This window comes from Curtobacterium sp. VKM Ac-2884, assembly GCF_015350945.1.
GTDB lineage: Bacteria > Actinomycetota > Actinomycetes > Actinomycetales > Microbacteriaceae > Curtobacterium.
In genome coordinates this window covers 555,810-581,024 of record NZ_JADKSA010000002.1, presented here as the reverse complement: position 1 = coordinate 581,024, position 25,215 = coordinate 555,810, and the positions used below count along the sequence as shown (strand labels likewise).

Here is a 25,215-nt window from a genome sequence, read left to right as displayed (position 1 = left end):
TGATCAGGACCCGGCGCGCACCGCGACCTGGTCCACGAAGGCCCGGACCCGAGCGCGGAACGCCGGGTCCGCCGCCGGGCCCTTCACCGGCACGACGTGCAGTCGCCGGTCACCACGCCGGAGTGCCGGTCCGACGAACACCCCCTCGGTGACGTCCGGGGCGGTCGCCGACCAGAGCGTCGAGCGAGCGCCGTCCGTGGCGGTCCGGGCCAAGCTGCGGGCGACCATGCCGCCGAGGCGCTGCGTCAGGGTCTCCGCCTGGTCGTTCATCCCCGTCGCCGCGATGCCGGGGTGCGCGATCACCGACCGGATGTCCGAACCGGCAGCACGGAGTCGTTCACCGAGGTCGACGCTCAGCGCTGCGGCCGCGGTCTTGGAGTCGGTGTACACACCGAACTGCGAGTAGTCGTCCGGACCGTCGACCCCGCCGGGCCCGGGGACGCGGCGGGTGCGCTGCGACAGGTTCGAGCCGACGAGCACGACGCGGGGCGACGGCCCGACGAGCAGCGGGAGCATGGCCTCGGCGAGCACGGCCGGCCCGACGACGTTCGTCGCCCAGGTGCGCTCGATTCCGTCGTCGGTGCGCCCGAACGTGCCGATCGTCGCACCGGCGTTGTTGACGAGGGCATCCACGACGATGCCGTCCTCGGCGAGCTGCCGGGCGAACGCCGTGACGGACGCGACGGACGCGGTGTCGACGAGCCGCGCCTCCAGGTCGAGCCCCACGGGGAGAACGCGAGCCGCCTTGTCGAGGTCACGCACGCCGGCGACGACGCGGGCGCCGGCCGACGCGAGGGTCGTGGCGACGACGAGGCCGAGCCCACCGGTCGCGCCGGTGACCACCACGGTCCTGCCGTGCTGGTCGGGCATCGCTGCCGGTTCCCACTCGAAGCTGTCCATCGTCGTCTCCTGCTCGCTCGCCACACCGAATCGGATGATTCATCCGGAACGCTAGCACAACCGGATAGAGTGTCCACATGACGATCGCGATGGCCCGGCCCGAGGCGCTGCGCTCCGATGCCCAGCGCAACCGGACGGCGCTGCTCGACGTTGCCCGCACCTTCGTCGACCGGGGCGAACCGGCCCTGCTGAACGCCGTCGCGCACGAGGCCGGAGTGGGGGTCGGGACGGCCTACCGGCACTTCCCGAGCCAGCAGCACCTGCTCGAAGCGCTCGCGATCGACGCACTCGAGGACATGCTCGACCAGGTCCGCGACGCCGTCGTGCTGCCGGACGCAGCCGATGCGCTGCGCGGGGTCGTCACGGCCGCGTTCCGGAGCATGGTGGACGACGCGGCCCTCGGTGACCTGCTGACGAACGGCGGGTTCTCCTGCGCGGACACCGCCGCCCTCGCCGGTGACCTGGTGGTGTCCGTCGACGCGCTGCTCGCACGGGGACGCGCCGAGGGGATCGTCCGGTCCGACGTCGACGCCGACGACCTCCGCCGGCTGCTGTGCGGGCTGCGCGAGGCGGCCGTCGCCGGCGGCACCCGGGTCAGCGATCCGGAGCGCTACGTCGAGATCCTGCTCGCCGGGCTCCGTCCGGCCTGAGGACCGGCACTGCCGCGAACCGGCGGGCACTGTCAGGATGGGCGCATGAGCGTCATGGTCTCCGTGTTCGATGCGCACCGCAGCCGTACGAGCGAGAAGTACACCGCGTACCCGCCGGACGTCCTGCCGATGTTCGTCGCCGAGATGGACTCGATGCTCGCGGAGCCGGTGCGCGACGCCCTCGTCGCCGCGGTCACCAACGGCGACACCGGGTACGTCGGCCACGGTCGTGCGCTGCCCGAGGCGTTCGCGGACTTCGCCGAGAGCCGGTGGGCCTGGCGCGTCGACCCCGACCTCGTCCGCACCACCACCGACGTGTCGGTCGCTGCGGTGGAGATGCTCCGCCGGATCATCGAGCCGGGCGACCAGGTCGTCATCATGCCGCCCGTGTACCCACCGTTCTGGGAGTACGTGTCCGAAGCCGGCGGCACCGTGACCGAGGTCCCGTTGCTCGCGCCCGACGGCCCCGCGGACCCGTTCGACACCACGGCCGGCTGGCGGATGGACCTGGACGGCCTCGCACAGGCGTTCGCCGACGGCGCGCGCACCGTGCTGCTCTGCAACCCGCACAACCCCCTCGGCCTGGTGCACGACCGCTCGTCGCTCGTCGCACTCGCGAAGCTCGCCGCCGAGTGGGACGCCGTGGTCGTCTCGGACGAGATCCACGCGCCGCTCGTGCACGCCGATGCGGTCTTCACGCCGTTCCTGGAGTCCTGCCCCGAGGCCGCCGCGCTCGGGGTCTCGTTGACGAGCGCGAGCAAGGCCTGGAACCTCGCGGGGACGAAGTGCGCGTTGATCGTCGGCGCCTCGGAGCGGGCCCGTGCGTGGTTCGAGGCCCTACCGACCGAGGTCGTCGAACGCACGGGCATCCTCGGGTACACCGCGAGCGTCGCGGCGTTCAGCGAAGGTGGGCCGTGGCTCGCATCGCTGCTCACCGAACTGGCCGCGAACCGCCGCACCCTGGCCGAACGGATCGGTGACGTCCTGCCCGGCGCCGAGTACCGGCAGCCGCAGGCGTCCTACCTGGCGTGGCTGGACCTGCGCGCCCTGCCGTGGGGCGACGACCCCGCGGCGCTGCTGGTCGACGAGGCGAAGGTGGCGCTCGCCTCCGGCCCGGCGTTCGGACGACAGGGTCAGGGCTTCGCGCGACTGAACTTCGGGTGCTCGGCCGAGACCCTGGACGACGGCCTCAGCCGCCTGCACACCGCGTTCCGGCAGCGCGCAGACGGCTGATCGTCGGTCCTACTCGAACACCTGCCAGGCCGGCTTGTTCGCGTACGTGTAGCGGTAGTAGTCGGCGAGCTGCAGGCCGGCCGCGGCTTCCTCGTCGACGACGACCGTCGCGTGCTCGTGCAGCTGCAGCGCCGAGCCGGGGACGAACGAGCTGAGCGGCCCCTCGACCGCGGCGGCGATCGCGTCGGCCTTGGCGGAGCCCTGCGCGACGAGGACGAGCTGCTGGGCGTCGAGGATGGTGCCGAGCCCCTGCGTCATGCAGTGCGTCGGGACCTGCTCGGGCGAGTCGAAGAACCGCGCGTTGGCGTCACGGGTCGACGGTGCCAGGGTCTTGATCCGGGTGCGCGAGGCGAAGGACGACGTCGGTTCGTTGAACCCGATGTGTCCGTTCGCGCCGATCCCCAGGATCTGCACGTCGATCCCACCGGCGGCACGGATCGCGGCGTCGTACTCCTTCGCCGCGAACTCGAGGTCGTCGGCACGACCGTCGGGCACCCGCACCCGCGAGGGGTCGAACCCGAGCGGCGCCACGACGTCGCGCGCGATGACGCTGGCGTACGACTCCGGGTGCTCGAGCGGGATGCCGACGTACTCGTCGAGGGCGAACCCGCGAGCCTCGGCGAACGAGATCTCGCCCGCACCGACCCGGCGCTGCAGGTCGGTGTAGATGCCCTGCGGGCTGGATCCGGTGGCGAGACCGATGACGGCGGACGGCTTCTTGGCGACGACGGACGCGATCTTGGCCGCGGCGACGCGACCGACCTCAGCCGGCGTGGGCAGGATGATGATCTCCACACGCCCATGCTACTGGTCATGACCAGTCTCCGACAGGGCGGGATCGGTAGCGTGGGCCCATGCCCACCCCCGACTTCGTCCTGTCCCTCCGCTCGAAGATCGGCACCGATCCCCTCTGGATGACCGGCGTGACGGCGGTGGTCACCCGGGGCGACGGGGACGATCGCGAACTCCTCGTGGTCCGGCGGGCGGACAACGGTGCGCTCACGCCCGTCACCGGCATCATCGACCCGGGCGAGGAACCGGCCGTCGCCGCCGAACGCGAGGTCCTGGAAGAGGCCGACGTCGTCGCCGTCGCGGAACGGCTGGCGTGGGTGCAGGTGCTGCCCGAGCTGACGTACGCGAACGGCGACCGGGCGCAGTACCTCGACCTGGTGTTCGCCTGCCGGTACGTCTCGGGCACGCCGAACCCCGCCGACGGCGAGAACACCGAGGCGTTCTGGGCCCGGCTCGACGCCCTGCCGGACATGCACCCGAACATGCGTGCGCGCGTCTCCGCCGCCCTGTCCGACGAGCGCGAGGCGCGCTTCCAGCGCTGACCGCCCGGCCTCGTCGCGTCGCGTCGTCCCCGAGACTCGGGGTGAGCGACTGTTCTCGCCAGTTTCGTCGCGAGAACTGTCGCCCTGGCCGAGTCTGGGGGCACCTGTCGCGAGACTCGCGGTGGGGCAGCAGGACGGGTGCTACGCGAGCGGGGCGACCGCGACGGGAGCGCCGAGCAGGCGGACGGCGACGGACTCGCCGGCGGCGCGACGGTCGCCGACCTCGTGCTGCACGATCACGACGGTGTCGTCGTCGAGGCGGACCGTGGTGCGGCGGATCGAGCCGAGGAAGCTCGACGACACGACGGTGCCGGTGATGCCCTCCGGGGCGAAGGCGACGTCCTCTGGTCGGACGTAGGCGAGCACCGGGCCGTCGGCGACCGAGGCGTCGAGCGCGGGCACGCGGAACCCGTACACGAACACGTCGCCGCCGCGCAGGTCGCCCTGCAGCCGGTTCGACTGCCCGACGAAGTCCGCCGTGAACGCCGACGACGGGGAGCGGTAGAGCTCTTCCGGCGTGCCGATCTGCTCGATGTCGCCGGCGTTCATCACGGCGATGCGGTCGGAGACGGCGAGCGCCTCTTCCTGGTCGTGGGTGACGAACACCGTGGTGATGCCGAGGTCGCTCTGGATGCGGCGGATCTCCTCGCGGAGCGAGACGCGCACCTTGGCGTCGAGGGCGGAGAGCGGCTCGTCGAGCAGGAGGACGCGGGGCCGCGTGACCAGGGCGCGGGCGAGAGCGACGCGCTGCTGCTGGCCACCCGACAGTTGGTGCGGGTAGCGCTCGGCGAACTCGCCCAGGTGCACCATGTCGAGTGCCTCGACCACGCGGCTCCTGCGCTCGGCGGCGGGGACACGGCGCATCTCGAGGCCGAACGCGACGTTCTGCCGCACCGTCATGTGCGGGAACAACGAGTACTGCTGGAACACCATCCCGATGTCGCGCTTGTTCACCGGGGTGGCGGCGACGTCCTGGCCGTCGATGCGGATGGCGCCGGCGTCGATGGCCTCGAGGCCGGCGAGTGCTCGGAGCGCCGTCGTCTTGCCGCAGCCCGACGGGCCGAGCAGGGACACGAACTCGCCCGGTTCGACTCGGAGCGACAGTCCGGCCAGGGCTCGGTGCGTGCCGTAGTGCTTCTCGACGGCTTCGAGCTCGACGACGGCGCCGGTGGAGGCGAGGGACGCCGGGGCTGCCGGTGCGGTGACGGTCATGCGGACTCCTTGACGCGGGTGGTGCGGACGGTGCGGGCACGGCCGGCACGACGGCCCGTCCCGATGCGGCCGATGACGACGAGCAGGACGAAGCCGAACACGAGGGCCGCGACCGAGAAGATCGCGGCGACGTACGGGTCGGTCTGCTGCACGAGCACGAGAGCGGTCTGGAAGGTGGTGCGGGACAGGAACGCGGCGAGCGTGTACTCGCCGAGGACCACCGTGATGGTGAGGAAGCACGCGGCGGTGATGCCCCGGCGGAGGTTCGGCAGGAGCACCCGCCAGGTGATCGTCCACCACGAGGCGCCGAGCGACCGGGCGGCCTCGGACAGCACCGTCAGGTCCGTCGCGGTGATGGCGGCGGCGATCGGGCGGAACGCGAACGGCAGCGTGACGATGCCGATCGCGAAGGCCAGCGTCCACGCGCCGGATCCGAAGACCTGCGAGACCACCTGGTACACGGGGATGAAGCCGACGACGAGCACCACGACGGGGACCGTGATCGGGACGATGCAGACGAACTCGAGCACGCGGCGGAGCCTCGGGTAGCGCAGCGCCGTGATGATCTGGGCGGGCAGCAGGACGAACAGCACGATGCCGACGGTGATGACCGCGATGAGCAGCGATGCCCCGAGGCCGTCGAACACCGGCTGGTAGGTGAACGCGTTGACCGGGTCGACGATGGCGGCCCAGTGCGCGACGGTCAGACCGTCGTCGGTGCCCTGGCGGAAGGTGAACTGCACCAGCGCGGCCAGCGGGACCGCGAAGACGATCCCGACGACCGTGAGCACGGCCGTGGCGGTGCCCCGTGACGGGGCCGTGCCGAAGCGGCCGACGCGGGGCGTGCCTCCCGTCCGACCGGACGCGACCGACGTCGGACGCGACGACCCCACCGGCGTTGCCGCGCTCATCGCTGCCACCTTGCGGCCCGGCGCTGCAGCAACGAGTACGCGCCCATCACGACCGCCATCACGACGACCATGCCGAAGGCGAGCACCCCGGCGACGTTCTGCAGGCCGATGAGCGTCTCGCTGGTGAGCTGCGTGCGGATCGTGAGCGGCACGATGCCGCCCTGCGAGATGAGTGCCGCGGCGGTGGCGAACGACGAGAAGCCGTTCGCGAAGAGCAGGAGCAACGAGCCCCAGAACGCCGGTGCGAGCACGGGCAGGGCGATCCGGCGCCAGTACGTGGCGCGGGAGGCGCCGAGGGTGGCGGCGGCCTCGCCCCACTGCGTCTTCACGCCCTCGAGCGCGGGCATGAACGTGAGGACCATCAGCGGCACCTGGAAGTAGACGTAGGGGATCACGAGACCGGGCACCGTGTAGAGGAAGGCGCCCGTCGCGTTGCGGTCGACGTCGACGAGGGACACCAGCCACGTCGTGACGAGGCCCTGTACGCCGATCGTGGCGATGAACGCGAACGCGAGCATGACGCCGCCGAACTGGGCGAGGACGCTCGCGGCCGAGTCGATCATCGACCGGACGAGCCCGTCGGGTCGCAGTGCCGACAGTGCCCAGCAGACGAGCGCTCCGATGACGGCGCCGATCACGGCGGACACAGCGGACAGGCCGAACGAGCCGCCGAAGGCCCGCAGGACGGAGGGCTCGGCGAACGCTGCGAGGTTCGCGAGGGTGAACGCGCCGTCGTCGGTGAAGAACCCGCTGCCGACCGCGATCACCGCGGGGACGGCGAGGAAGAGCAGGACGTACGCGGCGAACGGGGTGAGGCCGAGCCAGGCCAGGCCGACACGGCGCCGGACACGGGGTCCGGCGCCGTGACGGACGGCATCGGCGGACGCTCGTGCGGACGGCGGGAGCACGGGGCTCGTCGCGCTCGTCGCCGGTGCGCTCGCCGCTGGCGCGGGCGCGCCCGCCGATGCGGTGGTCATGCTGGTCAGGACCCCATGGTCGAGGACCACTTGGCCGACAGCACCTTCGCGGCGTCTGCCACCTGTGCGTCGGTCAGCTCGACGTAGTCCTTCGGCGCGCCACCGGCGGCGTCGAGGGCGTCCTGGTCGACCTTGCCGGACTTCTCCAGGGCGGCGAGGGTCGACGGGAACGCACCGGCCTGCAGGTACAGGTTCTGCGCCTCGGGGCTGGCGATGTACTCCTGCCACAGGCGAGCGGCGGCGGGGTGCGGGGCGTCCTTGTTGATCGCCTGCGAGTAGTACGAGCCGAGCGCCTGACCCTCGGGCACGACGGTCTTCCAGTCCTTGTTGCCACTCGCACCGGCGGCGGGGCCCCACGCGAGGTTGTTGTACGACCACTGGATGACCACGGGGGTCTCACCCGAGGCGACCGTGGCCTGCGTGGGCAGCACGTTCTGGAAGTTGCCGGCCTGCTTGAGCTTGCCGAAGTAGTCGACGCCCTTGGTGATGTCGTCGGCCGAGCCGCCGTTCTCGAGCGCTGCCAGGTACACGGCTGATGCGGCCTGGTTCGCCTGCGTCGGGTCGCCCGCGATGGAGACCTTGCCCTTGTACTCGGAGCCGAGCAGGTCCGTCAGGTCCTTCGGTGCGTCCGTGGTCTTCGACGAGTCGTAGCCGATCGACATCAGGCCCGTGTAGTCGCGGGTCCAGGCGCCGTCCTTCTCCTTGAGCGTGTCCGGGATGTCGCTCCAGTTCGCGACCTTGTAGTCCGTCAGCAGGTCGAGGTTCTCCTGCAGCACGGCGTTGCCGAGGTCGAGCACGTCGGGAGCGGTGGACTGCCCCTTCTGCGACTTCACCGCGGCGACCTCGTCGGCGCTGGAGCCGTTCGGGTTCGCGGAGTTGATCTTGATGTCGTACTTCTTCGTGAAGCCGTCGATGATCTTGCCGTAGTTGGCCCACGACGGCGGCAGCGCGATGACGTTGAGCTGTCCCTCGGCCTTCGCGGCCTTCACGAGGGCGTCCATGCCGCCGGAGGACTCGGCGCTCGTGGCGGTCTTCCAGTTCGTGTCGTCCTTCGTCGTGCTGGCGGAGCTCGTGGCGGAGCATCCGGCGAGGGTGACGATCGCTGCGGCGGCGAGGGCGATGCCGGCGATGGTGCGCTTGTGCTGCACGGGAGGTGCCTTTCGGGTGGGTGCTGCGGGTGCTTCAGGTGGGGCCGCGGTTCTCGGCCCGGGACGATCGTGGAGGCGGCCGGTTTCCGGCCCGTGCTGCACCGGTGAACGGCTGCGGAACAGCGGGTGCGCCTGTACGTTCTCGCCTGGGGGGGCGTGCGGCGTACCTGATCGATTCGGGCGTACCTGGTCAGAAGTTCCTGGCAGGTACGCCCGAAAGCATGAGGTATCGCGCGCGCTCTGGGAAAGAACGGGCGAGGTCAGGCGCCGAGTTCGACGAGCACCCGCGGGATCTCGGTCACGAGCTCGCTCGCCAGGTACCCGAGCGGCCCGACCTGCACCGCGAGCCGATCGCCGGCAGCCGCGTGCACGTAGGACGCCCACGCCACCGCCTGTGCCGGTTCCGCGCCACGAGCGAGCAGGCCGGCGACCGCACCCGACAGGACGTCGCCGCTGCCGCTGGTGCCGAGTCCTCCGGAGCCGGTGCCCTTGATCCAGCTCCGCCCCTGCGGCGTCGCGATGGCGTCGCCCAGGGCCACGACCGCACCGAACCGCTGCGCGATCGCCATCGCGTCGGCCACGTCGTCGTCGCTGCCCTCCCGGCCGAGCAGCCGTTCGGCTTCGCCGGAGTTGGGCGTCATCACCAGCCGCCCCCGGAGCGGTTCCAGTCGGTCCCGCACGTCGGCCGCCACCCCGAGGGCGAACGCATCGAGCACGACGGTGGTCTGTGGTCCGACGACGTCGGCGAGTCCGGCCACGAGGTCACGGGTGCCGTTCGGCTCGTCGAGTCCTGGGCCGACCAGCAGCGCATCCGCGCTCGCAGCCGAGTCCGCGATCCCCTCGATCGCGCCCACGGCGACGTGACCGTCCGCGTCCTCGTCGAGCGGTTCGACGCCGGACTCGGGCACGGCGACCGCGACCTCGTTCGCGATGCTCCGCCCCACCGCGAGGGTGAGCCGCCCCGCTCCCACCCGGAGTGCAGCGAGCGCCGAGAGCATCGCGGCTCCGGGCGTCCGCGCTGCGCCGCCGACCACGAGCACCTGCCCGCGACCGTACTTGCCCGCGCCGGGCTCGGGGAGCGGCCAGTCCCGCAGGAAGTTCGGGGTGACGGTCTCAGCGGACATGCTCGTCGTCCTTCCGGCCGGTGTGTGCCGTGACCTCGTCGTCGTCGAGGTGCCCGACGGAGGAGAACTCCTCGAGCACCCACGGTGCTCCCGCACGCTCGCGGCGGAGTCGGGTGAGGGAGGCGTTCGCGACCGCGTGCGTCCGGGCGAACTCCATGAGCGCCGGCTCGTCGAGGTCGAGGCACACCGCCACGACCAGCATCACGACGGCGTCGTGCGCCGCGACGACGAGCCGCTCGGTGCCCTCGACCCGTTCGACGTCGACCAGCGCCGATCGGAGCCGGAGCATCACGTCGGCCCAGGATTCGCCTCCCGCTGGCCGGTGGTAGTACTTGCCGAGCCACTGCCGGCGACGTTCCTCGTCGGGGTACCGGTTCCGCACACCCTGCAGGGTGAGCAGGTCGAGCACACCGAGCTCGCGGTCTCGGAGCCGCTCGTCCACCCGTTTCTCGGGCTCGGCCAGCCCGCCGGCCCCGAGCGCGATCTCGATGGTCTGCTGCGCACGCAGGTACGGCGAGACCCACAGCGCCACGGGGACGTCGTCGATGCCACGATCGGCGAGTTCCTGTCCGAGCGACCGCGACTGCGACTCGCCGAGCGGACTGAGCGGGACGTCGGCGTCCCGGTACTCGACGTCGATGACGTCGTCGCCCGCGGCCTCTGCTCGGGCGGCGGCGACGTTCGCGAGCGATTCACCGTGGCGGACGAGCCAGATCTCCTGCACTGCCATGCCGCCACGCTAACCACGCCGCGCTGAGCCGGCTCACCGACGCCCACCGCCTGCGGTGCGGCGGGCGCTCCGGACCGGGCGGATCGCACACGGCAACCCCGCGGCGCGGAACCGGAGCGCCAGCGCATCGAGGTCGAACAGGTCCCGCCACTCGAGCCGGATGATCGTCCGCACACCCGGCACCGTGAGCAGCCTGGCATGGCGACGTTTCTCGTCCAGGAACACCTCGGTCTGGCTGCGGCCGCCGCGGTACCGGTCCTGCGTGTACTTCGCGCGTCCGTCGATCTCGACGACGACGCCTTCTGCTGGGAACCAGAAGTCGACGGCGGACCGGCGACCATCGACGACGAACTCCTGCTGCAGCACGGGAGCGGGCAACCCGAGCTCGCGGAAGACCACGCGCGCGAGTGACTCCGCCGGCGAACCCGAACGCCCGTCGGCCAGGTCGAGGACCTGCGCGGCCCGAGCCCGACCGCGAGCACTCGGGTGCACTGCTCGCCACAGCTCGTCGCGCCCGGTCCCGGCGCTCAGCGCGGCGTCTGCCACGACGACCCCCGTCCGCAGGTCTCCGGTCATCGCGATGTCGATCACCGTCCGCGGGACCGCGGTCACTGCGAGGTCGCCGACCCGGACCCGTTCGGCGCCGGACACCGGTCTCGTGTGCAGGACCAGCTCGGTGGTCCTGCCCCGGTACATCGACTCCGGCACGGTGACGTGCACCGGGACGCTCCACCCGCCGAGCGCGGGCAGCCCGTGCACCGCAGCCGCGGAGTCGTGCGATGCGGTCGCCCGCGGGCCGAGCCGGCCGAGCCGCGCGTACACGCGGGTGACGTACCGCTGCCGTGGCCCGGCCGCGTCCCACGCTGCCCCGTCGACGAACGCGTTCGGCCCTGCCCGGACGAGTCGGCCCGGACCCTGGAGTCGGGTCCGGCGGCGCAGGGTGGTGGCGTCGAGTCCGGCCTCACGCGTGGCCGAGGCTCGGAGGATGGGCAGCGGTTCGTTCATGGAGACGACGTTGCCCGACCCGCCATGCGCCCAGCGGGCTGACGTCGAGGTCTGTGGACGGGCCTCCAGGCCTGCCCGCCTGTGGAGGAAGGACGTTCCTTCCCCGAACGGGCGCGATGGCAAGCGGAATCGGGCGTACCTGGTCGGAACTTTCGACCAGGTACGCCCGAATCGACCACCCACGCCCGATTCGACAAGGTACCCGCCCACCCACCCACCCCACCCGCAAACAGAAGGCAGCGCCGGACGGAACGCACCCGTGTCCCGTCCGGCGCCGCGGTCTTCCGCCGGCCCCGCTGCCTCAGGCCCGGCGTACCCGCAGGGTCACGATCTCGAAGGGCCGGAGCGTGAGCACGACCGGCTCCCCCGAGTCCCACGAGTCCCCCAGCGGGCGTTCCAGCAGGTCCACCGTCGCCACCGAAGCGACGTCGAACCCGAACGACACCCCGACGTCGGTCGCCCGACCCCCCGAGGCCTCGTACAGTCGCACGACCACGTCACCGGAGCGGTCCTCGGCGAGCTTCACGGCCTCGACCAGCACCTGCGGCGACGACACGGTCACGATCGGGTCGACGGCAGTCGTCCCCGCGACCGAGCGCACCGGCAGGTTCAACCGGTAGCCGGAGTCGGCGGCGTCGAGCACCGACGCCCCCACCCGCAGCACCGTCCGGAACACGTGGTGCCCCTGGTCGGCGTTCGGGTCCGGGAACGTCGGTCCGCGCAGCAGCGACTCGCGCACGAGCGTCGTGGTGCCGCCGTCGGGCCGCGTGGAGCGCGTGATGTCGTGTCCGTAGGTGGAGTCGTTCGCCACCGCGACGCCGAACCCGGGCTCGGCGACGTGCACCCAGCGGTGCGCCGACGTCTCGAAGCGGGCGTGGTCCCACGAGGTGTTCTGGTGGGTCGGCCGGTCGATGTGGCCGAACTGGATCTCGCTCGAGGCGGACGACGCACGGACGTCCACCGGGAACGCGAGCTTCAGCAGCTTCTGGTGCTCGTGCCAGTCGACCTCGGTCTCGATGGTGAGTTCCGGCTCGCCCTCGACGGCGGAGTACCGGGTCGTGAGCGTCGATGACCCGAAGGACCGTTCCACCACGAGCGAGGAGCCGTCGATCGCGACCGACGACGCCGTCAGCACGGTGCCGTTGCGCTGGTACGCACGGTCGATGTCCCACGCCTCCCACTGGTTCGGGGTGTCGCGGAAGACCGTGTACTCGGCAGCGGCCGCACCCGGTGCGATCGCGTCGCGCCCGCTGGCGCGGTCGACGAGCGACACGACGTGGCCGGCGCCGTCGATGGTCGCCGTGACGACGCCGGTGTCGAAGACGAAGTGGTCGCCGGAGCGGACGGGAGGCACGGGTCGCGGTTCCGAGCCGAGCGAACCACCCAGGGCGGTTGCGTCTCCCGCCGCGACCGGCGAGGCGTTGAAGCGCACGACGCTCCCGGACGAGCCGCTGCCGCCGACGGCGTCGGCGCCGGACGGCGCGTCGAGCAGCGCACTGCTGCCGCCGGCGGCGGCCGACGACGAGGCCCCGACCCCGGCGAGCGCCGCAGCACCCCCGTTCGCGAGTGCGGTCGTCGCGTTGCCGATCAGCCCCTCGAGCACCTGGGCGATCTGCGCGTAGTTCTCCTCGGCGTTCTCGTAGACCCAGGCGATCGAGGACCCCGGCAGGATGTCGTGGAACTGCTGCAGCAGGACGGTGTGCCAGGCGCGCTCGAGCTCTTCGTAGGGGTAGTCCAGCCCGAGGCGCACGGCCGCGGTCGACGCCCACAGCTCGGCCTCGCGGAGCAGGTGCTCGGAGCGGCGGTTGCCCTGCTTCGTGCGGATCTGCGACGTGTAGGTGCCGCGGTGGAACTCGAGGTACATCTCGCCGGACCACACGCCGGGGGTCGGCAGCACCCGTTCGAGCTCCTCGAAGACCTGGGCGGGGGTGCCGAGCTGCACGCGGGGCGAGCCGTCCAGGTCGTGCTGGCGTCGGGCGGCCGCGACCATCTCGCGGGTGGGTCCGCCGCCGCCGTCACCGAAGCCGTAGAGCAGCATCGAGGTGTTGGCGACGCCACGCTCCTTGTTGTTCCGTTCGCCGCGGTGCAGGTCGGCGGCGGAGACGTCGGAGTTGTAGGTGTCGGCCGGCGGCAGGTGCGTCAGGACGCGGGAGCCGTCGATGCCCTCCCAGTGGAAGGAGGTGTGCGGGATGACGTTCGTCTCGTTCCACGACGGCTTCTGGGTGACGAACCACTTCGAGCCGGCGGCGCGGACGATCTGGGGCAGTGCGCCGGAGTAGCCGAACGAGTCGGGCAGCCAGGCCTCGGGGGTGTCGATGCCGAACTCCTCGAGGAAGAAGCGCTTGCCGGCGACGAACTGGCGGGCGAGCGCTTCACCACCGGGCAGGTTCGTGTCCGACTCCACCCACATGCCGCCGACCGGGATCCACCGGCCCTCGGCGACGCGCTGCTTGATGCGGGCCCAGATCGACGGGTAGCCGTCGCGGATCCACGCGTACTGCTGCGCGGACGAGCAGGCGAAGGTGAAGTCCGGGTCGCGGTCCATCAGGTCGAGCACGTTCGAGAAGGTGCGGGCGCACTTGCGGATCGTCTCGCGCACCGGCCAGAGCCAGGCGGAGTCGATGTGGGCGTGGCCGACGGCGATCGCCCGGTGTGCGGCGGAACTGGCGGGGACGGCCAGCACGGGCGCCAGGACCTCGCGGGCATCGGCTGCGGTGCCGGCGACGTCGTCGGGGTCGAGCGCGTCGGCTGCGAGCTCGAGGGCGTGCAGGATATCGGCGCCGCGGGTGCCGTCCGTGGGGAGTTCCGCCATCAGGCCACGCAGGACCCAGAAGTCCTGCTGCAGCTCCCACACGGTGTCGTCGCGCTCGACGAGTTCGAGGGCGCGCACGCGGTAGATCGGCTTGTCACCCGCGGTGGAGCGCGACCCGAGGGGCGTCGCGCCCTGGAACGAGTCGCCGCCGATGTCCGGGTTCGCGCCGGCCTCGACGTACAGCTCGAACGACTCCCCTGCGCCGACCTCGACCGGCACGGTGTCGTTCCGCGGCTCGACGCCCTTGATCGTGGAGCCGTCGGGCCGGTACGCCAGTCCCTCGGCCTGGAACCCCGGGTGCCGCTTCGTGAACCCGAGGTCGACGAGCAGTTCCGCAGTGGTCCCCGGCGCGGTGCCGAAGTCGGCGGGGACGGTGCCGGTGATCCGGAACCAGGTGGTCCCCCACGGTCGGCCACCCCAGGCGCTGCCCACCGTGAACGGCGTGTACGCCTGCTGGACGGCGGAGTCGAACGGCACCGGCTCGTCCGGCACCTCCCACGCCTCGATCGTCACCGGTGCCGAGCGGCGGTGGACGGCGGGGTCGACACGGTCGCGGACGAGGCGGGCGATCCGGGCCTCGACGAGCGGTTCGTCCTGGTGCATGTGGTTCCTTTCGAGAGAGCCGGCCGGAGCCAGCGGATCAGCCCTTGATGCCGCCGGCGAGGGCGTTGCCGCCGCCGAGGCCTCGGGACACGATCACGTAGAGGGCGATGACGGGCACGGAGTAGACGATGGAGAACGCGGCGAGCTGTCCGTACGCGACCGCCCCGTTCTGCCCGAAGAAGTTGAAGATGCTCACCGCGGCGGGCACCTTGTCGGGCGAGAGCAGCAGGACGAACGGTACGAAGAAGTTCCCCCACGCCTGGATGAACACGAAGATGAACACGACGGCGATGCCCGGACGCATGAGCGGGACGACGATGCGCGTCAGGGTGGTCATCATCGACGCCCCGTCGGTCCACGCTGCTTCTTCGAGCGAGATCGGCACGGAGTCCATGAAGTTCTTCGCCATCCAGATCGCCATCGGCAGCGACGTCGCGGCGAGGAAGAAGATGCAGCCCCACACGTTGTCGATCAGGTTGAGCGACACGAACAACGCGTAGACGGGCACCATCATGGCGGTGATCGGCAGGCCGGTCCCGAACAGGATGCTGTACAGGAACGGCTTGTTGACCCGCATCTTGTAGCGGGACAGCGGGTACGCGGCGAGCAGTGCGAAGACCACGGTGACGACTGCCGTGCCGCCGGAGAGCAGCAGGCTGTTCGCGAGTGGGATGAACGACAGCTCGGGCGTGAGCACCTTGGTGAAGTTGTCGAGCGTGAACTGCGTCGGCAGCTTCACGGACAGCGACGCCTGGGTGTCGACCGAGGCGAGGACGAGCCAGAGCAGCGGGACCGCGAAGCACACCGCGATGACGAGCAGCACGGTGTTCGCCACCCACCGCATGGTGCGGCCGCGGGGCGACGTCATGTGCAGCGAACCGGGAGCGGTCACCGAACGGGTGGTGGTCGGGTCGAGGGACGGGGCAGTGATGGCCATCAGTCCACCTCCGGCTTGAGGGCTCGGATGTAGATGATCGAGAAGACCGCCCCCACCACGAGCAGGATGGTCGCGATCGCGGTCCCGAAGCCGAGCTGCGAGAACTTGAACGCCTCTTGGTAGGCGAGGATCGGCAGGGTCGACGAGTTCGTGCCCGGCCCACCCCCGGTCATCACGAAGATGAGGGTGAAGACCGACAGCGTCTGCAGCGTCGTCAGCATGAGGTTCGTCGAGATGCTCCGTCGGATCACCGGCAGCGTGATGTAGACGAGGCGCTGCCACCCGGTGGCACCGTCGACCTCGGCGGACTCGGTGATCTCCTCGGGAACCTCCTGCACGGCAGCGGAGTAGACGAGCATCGAGAAGGCCGTGCCGCGCCAGATGTTCGCCAGGATCACCGCGAACATCGGGAACGTGTAGAGCCAGTTCGGTCCGCTGATGCCGATGGACTTCAGGAACTCGTTGAGCGTGCCCTCGTCGTTGAAGAACGCGTACGCGGCGAACGAGGCGACGATCTCCGGCAGGACCCAGGCGGCGACGACGAAGGTGCCGACGATCGCGCGGACGGCCTTGTTGGCGGAGCGCATCAGGAGTGCGAGGCCGAGCCCCAGCACGTTCTGTCCCACGACCGCCGAGGCGAGCAGGAACACGACCGTCAGGATGACGGACTTCGGGAAGTCCGGGTCCTGGAACAGTTCGACGTAGTTCTGGAAGCCGACGAACTGCTGGTCGGCAGCGCCGGCGCCGGTGAGCGCGGAGTTCGTGAACGACCCGTAGAACGACGAGATGACGGGGCCGAGCAGGAAGATGACGAGCAGGACGAGGGCGGGCAGGAGCGGGACCGCTCGGCCGACGTTCCGCAGTGGTCGCCGCTTGCGCGGCACGGGTGGATCGGTGCGCTTCGGCGCACCGGGCGCCGACAGCGTCGGCGCGAGGGGGGTGCTGGACACGATGGGTGCCTTCCGGGTGCGGAGGGGTTCCGAAGGTGGGGAAGGACGGACAGGAGGCGCGGTGCGGGGTCGCCCCGCGCCTCCCATCCGTCAGTGGGTGACGTCCGTCAACCAGCCGAGACGGTGTTCTCCTTGCCGACCACCTGCGTGACGGCCTTGTCGTACACGGCAGCCGCCTGCTTCGGTGTCTGCTGCCCGGTCATGACCGACTCCATCGCGACCTGGATCGCGTTGGACACCTGCGAGTAGTCACTCGTCGCCGGGCGGAAGTTCGTGTTCTCCACCAGTCCGGAGAAGAACTTGAACGTCGGGTTGGCGTCGGTGTAGGCGGTGTCGTCCGCGACGTCCTTGCGGACGGCGATCTGGCTGTTCTCGGTGTCGTACTTCAGCGAGCCGTCCTTGTCGAGGAAGCTCGTGATGAAGTCGAACGCCGCCTGCGGGTTCTTCGACTTCGCGCCGACCGCCAGGGTCCAACCGCCGGACATCGAGTTGTAGCCCGGGTCCTGACCGTTCTGCGTCGGCATCGGCGCCTGACCCATCACGTCGTTCCACTCGGCCCACGGCGCAGTGCCGGACTTGAGCCACGTGCCGGACTGCCACGAACCGTCGAGGTCGATCGCGAGCTTGCCCTTCGGCAGCCACGTCTGCGCGATGGTCGTGCCGACGTTCGTGTCGAGCGCCTGCTGCGGTGTCGGGCCGAGGCCGCCCTGGTAGACGTCCTTCACGAACTGCAGCGAGTCCTCGAACTGTTTCGAGCCCGTGACCCACTTCTTGTCCTTGTAGAGCGTGTTGCCGGAGCCGTCCGCCCCGTACAGGAGCATCTCGAAGCCCTGCATGGTCGACGCCTCGCCCTGCGCCTTGCCCGAGTAGATGTTGAACGGGATGAGGTCGGGCTTCTTGTCCTTGATCGTCTTCGCCGCGGCGAGCACGTCGTCCCAGGTCTTCGGCTGCCACGGCACGGGCAGGCCGACGGACTTGAAGATGTCCTTGTTGTACCAGAGAGCGCGGGTGTCGGTGCCCATCGGGACGCCGTAGATCTTGCCGTCGTCACCCTGGCCGGCCTGCTTGGCGTTGTCGAAGAACTGGTCCCAGTCCTTCCACTTCGCCGTGTACTTGTCGAGCGGCAGGAGGTAGCCGGCCTCGGCGTCGGCCTTGACGAGGAAGGTGTCCTCGTACATGACGTCGGGAGCCGTCGCGGGCGCCTTGTTCATGAGCGCGAGCTTCGTGTAGTAGTCGTTGCCCTGGGCCTGGATCGGGACGAGCGTGACCTTCTTGCCCGGGTTGTCCTTCTCGTACTCCTTCTTGACGACCTTCATCTGGGCGTCGAGCTGCTGGAAGGCTCCGAACTTCTGGTACGCGATCTTGATCGTGTCGCTCGAGGCGGACCCCGAGGCTGAGCAGCCTGCCAGGCCGACCGCGGCGACGGCCACGGCTGCGAGTCCGGCGATGATGCGGGTGCGTTTCATCGGTGCTCCTTTGCACGGGTGACATCCGCGGGCTCCATCGCCCGCGCGCAGGATTAGTCCAGCGTATGGACTTATCCGTGTCAAGGAGTTTCTCGCGCCGCGCGCGTCGGGTGCACGGTGCGGGCGGGCGGGGCTGGGGGCGTACCGTGCGGAATCGGGCGGGGCTGGGGGCGTACCGTGCCGAATCGGGCGTACCTGGTCGGAACTTTCGACCAGGTACGCCCGATTCCGCTTCCCATCCCACGCGCTCTGGGAAAGAACGTGCGTCAGGAGATCGGTGATGCACTCCCCGTCACGGTGATCCCGCCAGTGGACGGGACGTCGACGAGCAGCAGGCTCGGACGACCGACGTGCCGCCCCTGCCGGATGACGACGCGGTCCCCCGGCTCGACGGCACCGACCTCGCGCAGGTACGCCCCGGTCGACGCCGCAGCCGAACCGGTCGCCGGGTCCTCGGTGATGCGGCCGGCGGGGAACAGGTTCCGTGCCTCGTACTCGCGCTCCCCGGTACGGTGCAGCACCGTGACCGTCCCCTGCCAGCCGGCCTCGCGCTTGAGGTCGGCGAGCGGTCCGGGTGCGAACCGGAACTGGTGGAAGAGCTCCCGGTCGTGCAGCACGAGCACCGGGTGCCAGTTGCCGGCGAAGGACTCGAGCACCGGGAGGCCCGGCGCGATGTCGTCGGCCGTGAGCCCGAGCAGGTCGAACAACCGGGCGAGGAGCGCCGGGTCGATGTCCCGCGTCGCCGGTTCGACGCTCGTCATCGCGACCCGGACCACCCCGTCCGGGCCGGTGGTCGCGTCGAGGGCGACCTCGCCGGCGGCCGTCGTGAACACCCGGCGGCCGAGCCCCTGCCGTTCGGCGAGCGCCACCGCGAGCGCGACCGTCGCGTGCCCGCAGAACGGCACCTCGGCGGCGGGCGAGAAGTAGCGGACGTGCGGGCCCGTCGCCGTGGCGCCGACGACGAACGCGGTCTCGGGGTAGCCGACCTCGCGGGCGACGGCGAGCATCTCGTCGTCGGTCAGCGCCGCTGCGTCGAGGACCAGTCCGGCGGGGTTGCCGCCTCCGGGCTCGGCGGCGAAGGCGGTGTACCGGAGGACGTCGATGCTCATGCTCCGACGCTACTGCGGGGACGGCGCGGTCCGCGCGGGCCGATCACCGACGGGTGGCTCGGCACCTGCAGGTGGGGGTAACCCCCGCACGACTCCGGGTGTGCACGTGATGTTTCAGCCGGTGATCCATCACGAGACTTGTTGCATGAGCACCGACACGCAGCCCACCACCTCCCGCCGGACCCTCCGGATCGCCCTCGCCTCGTCCGCCGCACTCTCCGCGCTGCTGCTGACCGCGGGGTGCAGCATGATCCAGGACATCGTCCCGAACAAGACACCGCAGAAGCACTTCGCCACGTACTCGGACGCCCCGCGGTCCGGCGAGTCGAAGGACATGGCGTTCTTCATGCCGGAGTGGGTGCCGGAGGACGCGAAGGACATCGACGTCCGTCTCAACGCCTCGGCGCCCGGGTACGTCATCGGGTTCGCGTCGAAGGAGGGCGTCGACACGGACTCCTGCACGCCGCTCGACGAGTCGTACGGCGGATCGGCGATGCAGGCGGACTTCCTGCCCGAGGACCTCCCGACGACGGGCCTGGTCACGTGTGGCGACGGGCGCGCGGTCGCCGAGATCGGGGACCGCTGGTACGGCTGGACCACGAAGGACGCGATCCCCGGTCAGGACGACTCGAGCACGTTGCGCACCGACGGCTGACGTGCCCACGGGGCGGACGGGAGGCCCGTGGCGAACCCGCCACGGGCCTCCCGTCCGCCGTGCACTCGCGCCCAGGGCTACTCCGCGGCCGCCGCCTTGCGACGGCGGACGATCAGGACGCCGGCACCCGCCGCGAGGAGGAGGAACGCGATGAGCGCACCGGCCCCGAGGCCCTCGGCACCCGTGAACGCGAGCTCGCCCGACGCGGTGATGGTGATCGGGGTCCAGCCCAGCACCGTGCCGTCCGCAGCGGTCACCACGATGCGGTGCTCGCCAGCCGGAGCATCGGCCGGGATCGTGACGCGCACCGTGCCGTCAGCGCCGACCGTCACCGTGCCGAGCAGCGTCGGGGTCGAGTACAACCACACGTTCACCTGGTCACCGGCGTACCGCGTGCCCACCGTGACCGTGATGGTCTCCCCCGCGCGGGCCGACGACTGGGCCGAGACGCTCCCACGGTTCGTGTCCGTCAGGCCGGTCCCCGAGGGAGCCACCGGGGCGATCGGAGCGTCCGGCGACGGGGTCGGCGTCGGCGTCGACGTCGATCCACCGGTCCCGGGGGTCGGCGCAGGCGTCGATCCGCCGTCACCCGGAGCAGGCGTGGGCGTCGGCGTCGGGTCGGTGCCCGGGTCCGTGCCGCCGCTCTCGCACGGGTACGTCCCGGTGCGGAGCGAGAACCCGTCCGTGTCGTTGTCGTCGGCGGTGAACGTTGCGCGCTCCCCGTCGGTGCAGACGCCGGAGATCGCGAAGCCCTCGTTGGCGAGCGTCCGGTCCGCGTTCGACGGCGCTTCGAAGACCTTCGCGGCGGTGAAGACACCGTCGGTCAGCTCGTACAGCGCGGTGCGTCCGGCGCAGGCGTCGTCGCACACCACCCAGAGCGCGTCGAGGGTCGGGTCGAACTGCACGTCGGCGACGACCGCGAACGGCGAACCGATGGTGGCAACGCGCTGGAACGAACCGTCCGCCATCAGGGCGTAGGCGGAGACGCTCGCGGTGCCCTCGACACCGACGAAGAAGAGCCCCTCGCCGTGTCCGGCGTACGTCGACGGCGCGTAGGCCGCGCCGGTGTGCTCGTCGGCGAAGCCGTGCTCGGTGAGCCACGAGTCCGGGATCCAGGTGACGCCCTCGAGGCCGGCGTTCGCACCGAGCCCCGGGAAGTCGGCTGCGAGGTCCCACTCGTCGGTGGCGCGCAAGGTCGACTCAGACCCGTCGGTGGTGGCGTACCGCAGGACCGACGGACGGCTGGTCTTCGACACGTCGTTGTCCCGCTCGGTCGACACGTACACGGCGCCCGGGTCGTCGCTCGTGACGGTGACGCCCTCGGCGTCCGGGGTCCCCGTGCCGTCGGCGTACCGCAGGTCCGTGCCCGCGGCGTTCGACGGCGCCCAGCCACCCTGACCGTCCGAGGTCAGCTGGTAGAGCAGGCCGTCGCCGTTCTGCACGGCCCAGAGCTGGCCGTCCTCGGACGTGCTGGACGTGGTCCAGTCGATGCCGCTCAGGTCACCGGTGAAGGTGTCCTCGTCGTCGAGCACGGTCTCGTCCGGGCCGCCGGGCCACGGCTCGGCGGTGACGACTCCGGCGAACCGGTTCGCCGTGCCCTTCGTCGGCTCGGCGGTGTCGGCGAAGTCGCCGGTGCCGTCCGGGTTGCGGCCGTACGTGGCGTCAGCGTGGGCCGTCCACGAGTACGAGTCGACCAGCGCACCCCGCGGATCGAAGACCCGGGCGGAGTCGGCCTTGCCGAGCCCGAAGCCGAAGTCCGTCTCGTCGAGGACGGTGAAGCCCCCAGCCGCGATCGTCGTGCCGGCGGGGATCGTGTACGCGTGGTCGTCCTCGCTGTCCCGCAGGACGTACCCACCCAGGTCGACCGTGGTGCTGCCGACGTTGGTCAGCTCCACCCAGTCGCCGGGGGTGCCGTCCTGCGACTCGACCTCGTTGATGCGCACGGGCGAGGAGCAGTCGTTGGCGGCGCCCTTCGTCGACGCGGTGGTGTCGACCAGCGCACCGGTCCCGTCGGCGCACCGGCCGTACGTGACGACCGCGTGGCTCGTCCACGAGTACCGGAGCACCAGGTCGCCGGCGGGGTCGTACATCCGCGCGGTGTCGGCGCCGCCGAGCCCGAAGTCGAACCCGGGCGCGGTCGCCGAGAGCTGGTCGATGACGAAGTACCCGCCGGGGGCGATCGTCGAGCCGGCGGGCAGGACGTAGGCGTCGTGGGTGCTGTCGTCGTCGAGGAACGCGTAACCGGTCAGGTCGATCGACGCCGACGACGTGTTCTTCAGCTCGACCCAGTCGGTGTCGTCGCCGTTCGACTCGACCTCGTTGACGACGAGGCCGTTCCGAGCGGCAGCGCCGACGCTCGGGTCGTCGTCACCGACGGCGGCGAGTGCCGGGCTGGCCGTGACGACGCCGGCGCCGACGGCCAGCGCGGTGACGATGACAGCGCCGAGCCGCACGGAGCGGGGGCGCAGGGCAGGAGTGCGCATGCAGGTCCTTCTCGGGAGGGGAGGGGAGACCTGCACGACTGTTCAGCACCTGGGCATCCGACCGGTGGCCGCCCGGTGAACGACAGGTGTCGCGCGGCGCCCCGGCGCCGGGATCCCTCAGCCCTGCGCGACCCCGGAGAAGTCGGGCGACCCGTCGGGCAGCGCCGGCAGTGGCGTGCCGTCGACGTACCGCGGCCACGCCAGGGCGCGCGACGACGCCGGACGCGGCTCGTACAAGTACCGGTCCGCGCTGACCGGACCGGCAGCCGCGGCAGCCGTCGGGGCATCGGGCACCGGGGTGGCACCCCACGTCGCGATCGGTGCCGCGGGCGCCGTCGGGGGTGCTGCCGGTGGCGCTTCCGGCGTCGGCCACGCTCCGACCGCCCCCGCCGGGACGGCGCCCCGCGGGCGGAAGAGCGCGTTGCTGAGCGGGACGACGACCGTTCCGAGCAGGTCGAGGATGACCACCACCCAGACGAGTCGCCAGTAGCCGCGGGCGTAGTCCACGTCGGGCGCGAGCAGCGGGATCGACAGCAGCAGTGCGAGCAGGGCGATGACCCCGACGGTGGCCTTCGCGACGACCTGGAGCGCCGGTGTCGGGTACCGGCGGTGGATGACGAGCAGCAGGTGCACGTGCAGGAGCGCCACGCGGGCGACGCCGACGAGCCAGATCCAGTGCCAGAACCGCTCGCCGACGAGCCAGAGGCCGTCCTCGCCGGAGGAGTCCGTCGGGGCGAACCACACCTTGTACAGCCCCGCGACGAGCAGGTACATCGACGTGGCGATGCTGACGAACGCGAACGTGCCCGATCGGCGTGACGAGACGTCGGCGTCGTACCAGGACAGCAGGGCGAAGACGACCACCACGACGATCGTCAGGAGCAGCTGCACCGCGACCCGTCCGAAGTCGCCGACCAACACCGCCACGATGCCGACGAGCCCGGCTGCGACGACCGCGCCGATGATCGTCCGGAACACGAGTGGCCGGACCTTCGCCCAGCGTCGGTCGATCGTGCCCGCGGCGCGGTTGTCCGTCATGTGTCCCCCGTCGTTCGCCGCCCACCTGGCGGATCCGTCGGTTCGCAGCGTAGCGGGCGGTGCGAGCCACCCCCGACCGCCGTCAGCGGCGGATGAACCGCGGTCAGCGGCGGATGAGCAGCCCGCTCGCCCGCGGGGACAACGCGGCGTCGAGCACCAGGCACGCGGCCCCCACCGCGGCGACGTCGGCACCGCGGTCACTCTCGACCACGTCGACCGCGTGCTTCGGCACGAGCAACGGCGACCCGACGATCGCCGCGCGGGCGGCCGGCAGTGCGGCGCTCGCGATGCGCGACCAGAACGGTCCGCCGAACACGACCCGGTCGATGTCGAGCAGGTTCACGATGACGACGGCGGCGTCGCCCATGACGGTGCCGGCCTCGGCGGCGAGCGTGGTCGCGGCCTCGTCGCCGTCGGCGATGGCCTCGGCGAGTTCGTCCCAGGCACGGTTCACCGCATCGACCGACCCGTCGGACGAGACCGGGCCGTCGGGCGAGACCGCACCAGCAGCGTCGCCACCACCGGACAACGCCACCCCCCGCTCCCGCGCGATCCGCACGAGCCGGTCCGGCGCCACGGCCGCACCCACCTCGCCCCGGGTGCCGGACCCGTCCGGGGTGCCGGCGAGCGATCGCTGGTCGACCATGATGTGCCCGGCGTCCCCGGCGTTCGACCCGACCCCGCGCACGGGTTCGTGGTCGACGACGAGCCCGACGCCGAACCCGGTGCCGAAGTACACGAACGCGAAGTTCCGCGCCGACGACTCCCCCGCCAGGAACATCTCGCCGACCGCGGCGGCCGTGACGTCCTTCTCGAGCAGGACGGGGTAGCCCGTGGCCTCGGCGAGCGCGTCGCGCAGGGGCACGTCCCGCCACCGGGGCAGGAACGGCGGGTCGACGACGATGCCGGCGTCGACGTCGATGGGGCCCGGGCTGGCGATCCCGACACCGAGCACCCCGTCGACGTCCACGCCCGCGTCGGCGATCAGGCCGTCGACGGCGGAGCCGATGGTGCGGACGACCTCGGACGGGTCGTCGGCGGTCGGCGTCGAGGTGGTCGACGAGGCGACGACGGTGCCGGCCAGGTCGAGGAGCACGTAGGTGACGACGGCCGGGTCGACGTGCACGCCGACGGCGTAGCGGCTGCCGGGTTCGAGCCGCAGGATGGTGCGGGGCTTGCCCCGACCGGCGACGACGGTGCCGGACTCGACGATCATGCCGGCCTCGATCAGGAACCGGGTGACGTTCGACACGGTCTGCGCGCTGAGGCCCGTTCGCGAGGCGAGTTCGACGCGGCTCAGGCCGTCCGGCGAGCGTCGGACGGCATCGAGCACGACCGTGCGGTTGAACCCGCCGATCGACGGGAGGTTCGCTCCACGCCGATGTTCTGCCATTCCGCGACCATACCGCGGCAACGGTGCGGTCTCGGTCTGCCGTCCGCGCTGGCCCCCGCACGGGTCGCACCGTTACCCTGGCCGCATGGCCGACCTGCGTCTCGAAGAACTCTCCGCGAAGACCGCTGCCGCGGCGAACTCCCTGACGCTCAAGCCGGGCCAGGAACAGTTCGTGCAGCCGACCACCTACGGGGTCGCCGAGTCCGACGTCAAGCCGAGCTCCGCGTGGACCCGTGTGGTCCTGGACGGCGACGAGGTCCTGGGCCTCATCATCGGTTCGTTCGACGCGGACAACGCGCAGGAAGAGCTGCGCAGCGCCATCTGGCGGGTCAACGTCGCCGGCACGGCGCAGGGTCGCGGCGTCGGCCGCTTCGCCGTGCACGGCCTGGCCGACGAAGCGCGCAGCCGCGGGCAGGAACGCCTGACGGTCGTGTACGAGCCCGGTGGCGACGACAGCCCCGAGGCGTTCTTCCGCGCCGTGGGTTTCGAGGTCGTCCGCGAGACCCAGTACGGCGACCACTTCGCGGTCCTGACGCTCTAGCGTT

The 25,215-nt window shown here is 71.3% G+C and carries 22 protein-coding genes; 5 read left to right on the top strand and 17 right to left on the bottom strand.

What is annotated here, in order from left to right:
- Nucleotides 1-3: 3 nt before the first annotated feature.
- Complete coding sequence (locus ITJ60_RS07250; RefSeq protein ID WP_194647425.1) at nt 4-900, bottom strand: SDR family NAD(P)-dependent oxidoreductase; 897 nt, start codon at nt 898-900, stop codon at nt 4-6.
- Nucleotides 901-977: 77 nt separating this feature from the next.
- Between ITJ60_RS07250 and ITJ60_RS07245 the strand changes: the two genes are divergently transcribed.
- Together ITJ60_RS07245 and ITJ60_RS07240 are read left to right on the top strand one after the other, a co-directional pair.
- Nucleotides 978-1,550: a TetR/AcrR family transcriptional regulator gene (locus tag ITJ60_RS07245; protein ID WP_194647424.1), complete on the top strand. Its 573-nt coding sequence runs from the start codon at nt 978-980 to the stop codon at nt 1,548-1,550.
- Nucleotides 1,551-1,595: 45 nt separating this feature from the next.
- The gene (locus tag ITJ60_RS07240) at nt 1,596-2,783 is read left to right on the top strand and encodes a MalY/PatB family protein (RefSeq protein WP_194647423.1); all 1,188 of its coding nucleotides are present in this window, start codon (nt 1,596-1,598) and stop codon (nt 2,781-2,783) included.
- A gap of 9 nt (nt 2,784-2,792) precedes the next feature.
- Here ITJ60_RS07240 and nagB read toward each other — a convergent pair whose 3' ends face one another.
- A complete protein-coding gene (gene nagB, locus ITJ60_RS07235; RefSeq protein ID WP_131846013.1) occupies nt 2,793-3,578 on the bottom strand; it encodes a glucosamine-6-phosphate deaminase in 786 nt (261 codons plus the stop codon).
- 59 nt (nt 3,579-3,637) lie between these two features.
- On the opposite strand from nagB, the gene ITJ60_RS07230 reads away from it, so the two are divergent.
- On the top strand, nt 3,638-4,117 hold the full coding sequence (locus tag ITJ60_RS07230; protein ID WP_194647422.1) for an NUDIX hydrolase: 480 nt from the start codon (nt 3,638-3,640) through the stop codon (nt 4,115-4,117).
- Nucleotides 4,118-4,258: 141 nt separating this feature from the next.
- On the opposite strand, the gene ITJ60_RS07225 is transcribed toward ITJ60_RS07230, so the two are convergent.
- The 12 genes from ITJ60_RS07225 to ITJ60_RS07170 form a co-directional block, all read right to left on the bottom strand.
- Nucleotides 4,259-5,329: an ABC transporter ATP-binding protein gene (locus tag ITJ60_RS07225; protein ID WP_123936899.1), complete on the bottom strand. Its 1,071-nt coding sequence runs from the start codon at nt 5,327-5,329 to the stop codon at nt 4,259-4,261.
- Nucleotides 5,326-6,240: an ABC transporter permease gene (locus ITJ60_RS07220; protein ID WP_194647421.1), complete on the bottom strand. Its 915-nt coding sequence runs from the start codon at nt 6,238-6,240 to the stop codon at nt 5,326-5,328. The genes ITJ60_RS07225 and ITJ60_RS07220 overlap by 4 nt, the downstream gene beginning before the upstream one ends.
- Nucleotides 6,237-7,217: an ABC transporter permease gene (locus ITJ60_RS07215; protein ID WP_194647420.1), complete on the bottom strand. Its 981-nt coding sequence runs from the start codon at nt 7,215-7,217 to the stop codon at nt 6,237-6,239. The genes ITJ60_RS07220 and ITJ60_RS07215 overlap by 4 nt, the downstream gene beginning before the upstream one ends.
- Before the next feature lie 5 nt (nt 7,218-7,222).
- The gene (locus ITJ60_RS07210; RefSeq protein WP_194647419.1) at nt 7,223-8,365 is read right to left on the bottom strand and encodes an ABC transporter substrate-binding protein; all 1,143 of its coding nucleotides are present in this window, start codon (nt 8,363-8,365) and stop codon (nt 7,223-7,225) included.
- A 260-nt stretch (nt 8,366-8,625) separates the two neighbouring features.
- Complete coding sequence (locus tag ITJ60_RS07205) at nt 8,626-9,489, bottom strand: NAD(P)H-hydrate dehydratase (RefSeq protein ID WP_123936904.1); 864 nt, start codon at nt 9,487-9,489, stop codon at nt 8,626-8,628.
- A complete protein-coding gene (locus ITJ60_RS07200; protein ID WP_194647418.1) occupies nt 9,479-10,219 on the bottom strand; it encodes a histidine phosphatase family protein in 741 nt (246 codons plus the stop codon). The genes ITJ60_RS07205 and ITJ60_RS07200 overlap by 11 nt, the downstream gene beginning before the upstream one ends.
- A 33-nt stretch (nt 10,220-10,252) precedes the next feature.
- The gene (locus ITJ60_RS07195; protein ID WP_194647417.1) at nt 10,253-11,224 is read right to left on the bottom strand and encodes a hypothetical protein; all 972 of its coding nucleotides are present in this window, start codon (nt 11,222-11,224) and stop codon (nt 10,253-10,255) included.
- A 301-nt stretch (nt 11,225-11,525) separates the two neighbouring features.
- Nucleotides 11,526-14,639, bottom strand: coding sequence for an alpha-mannosidase (locus ITJ60_RS07190; RefSeq protein WP_194647416.1), 3,114 nt, complete (start codon nt 14,637-14,639; stop codon nt 11,526-11,528).
- A 37-nt stretch (nt 14,640-14,676) separates the two neighbouring features.
- Nucleotides 14,677-15,576, bottom strand: coding sequence for a carbohydrate ABC transporter permease (locus ITJ60_RS07185; protein WP_333925055.1), 900 nt, complete (start codon nt 15,574-15,576; stop codon nt 14,677-14,679).
- The gene (locus ITJ60_RS07180) at nt 15,576-16,526 is read right to left on the bottom strand and encodes a carbohydrate ABC transporter permease (protein WP_111085332.1); all 951 of its coding nucleotides are present in this window, start codon (nt 16,524-16,526) and stop codon (nt 15,576-15,578) included. The genes ITJ60_RS07185 and ITJ60_RS07180 overlap by 1 nt, the downstream gene beginning before the upstream one ends.
- A 107-nt stretch (nt 16,527-16,633) precedes the next feature.
- Nucleotides 16,634-17,992 carry an extracellular solute-binding protein gene (locus tag ITJ60_RS07175; RefSeq protein WP_123293238.1) on the bottom strand — a complete coding sequence of 453 codons (1,359 nt, stop codon included), beginning with the start codon at nt 17,990-17,992 and terminating at the stop codon, nt 16,634-16,636.
- 266 nt (nt 17,993-18,258) lie between these two features.
- Entirely contained in the window at nt 18,259-19,101 is an 843-nt protein-coding gene (locus tag ITJ60_RS07170; RefSeq protein WP_194647415.1) for a PhzF family phenazine biosynthesis protein, read from the bottom strand.
- A gap of 145 nt (nt 19,102-19,246) precedes the next feature.
- Between ITJ60_RS07170 and ITJ60_RS07165 the strand changes: the two genes are divergently transcribed.
- Nucleotides 19,247-19,756 carry a hypothetical protein gene (locus tag ITJ60_RS07165; protein ID WP_194647414.1) on the top strand — a complete coding sequence of 170 codons (510 nt, stop codon included), beginning with the start codon at nt 19,247-19,249 and terminating at the stop codon, nt 19,754-19,756.
- Between the two features lie 77 nt (nt 19,757-19,833).
- Here the strand turns inward: ITJ60_RS07165 and ITJ60_RS07160 are convergent, their stop codons facing one another.
- The 3 genes from ITJ60_RS07160 to ITJ60_RS07150 form a co-directional block, all read right to left on the bottom strand.
- Nucleotides 19,834-22,239 carry a lamin tail domain-containing protein gene (locus tag ITJ60_RS07160; RefSeq protein ID WP_194647413.1) on the bottom strand — a complete coding sequence of 802 codons (2,406 nt, stop codon included), beginning with the start codon at nt 22,237-22,239 and terminating at the stop codon, nt 19,834-19,836.
- Nucleotides 22,240-22,356: 117 nt separating this feature from the next.
- The gene (locus ITJ60_RS07155) at nt 22,357-23,277 is read right to left on the bottom strand and encodes a hypothetical protein (RefSeq protein WP_194647412.1); all 921 of its coding nucleotides are present in this window, start codon (nt 23,275-23,277) and stop codon (nt 22,357-22,359) included.
- 103 nt (nt 23,278-23,380) lie between these two features.
- A complete protein-coding gene (locus tag ITJ60_RS07150; RefSeq protein ID WP_194647411.1) occupies nt 23,381-24,670 on the bottom strand; it encodes an ROK family transcriptional regulator in 1,290 nt (429 codons plus the stop codon).
- Nucleotides 24,671-24,755: 85 nt separating this feature from the next.
- On the opposite strand from ITJ60_RS07150, the gene ITJ60_RS07145 reads away from it, so the two are divergent.
- Nucleotides 24,756-25,211 (top strand): GNAT family N-acetyltransferase, encoded by a 456-nt coding sequence (locus ITJ60_RS07145; RefSeq protein WP_111085338.1) that lies wholly within the window; start codon nt 24,756-24,758, stop codon nt 25,209-25,211.
- Nucleotides 25,212-25,215 lie beyond the last annotated feature (4 nt).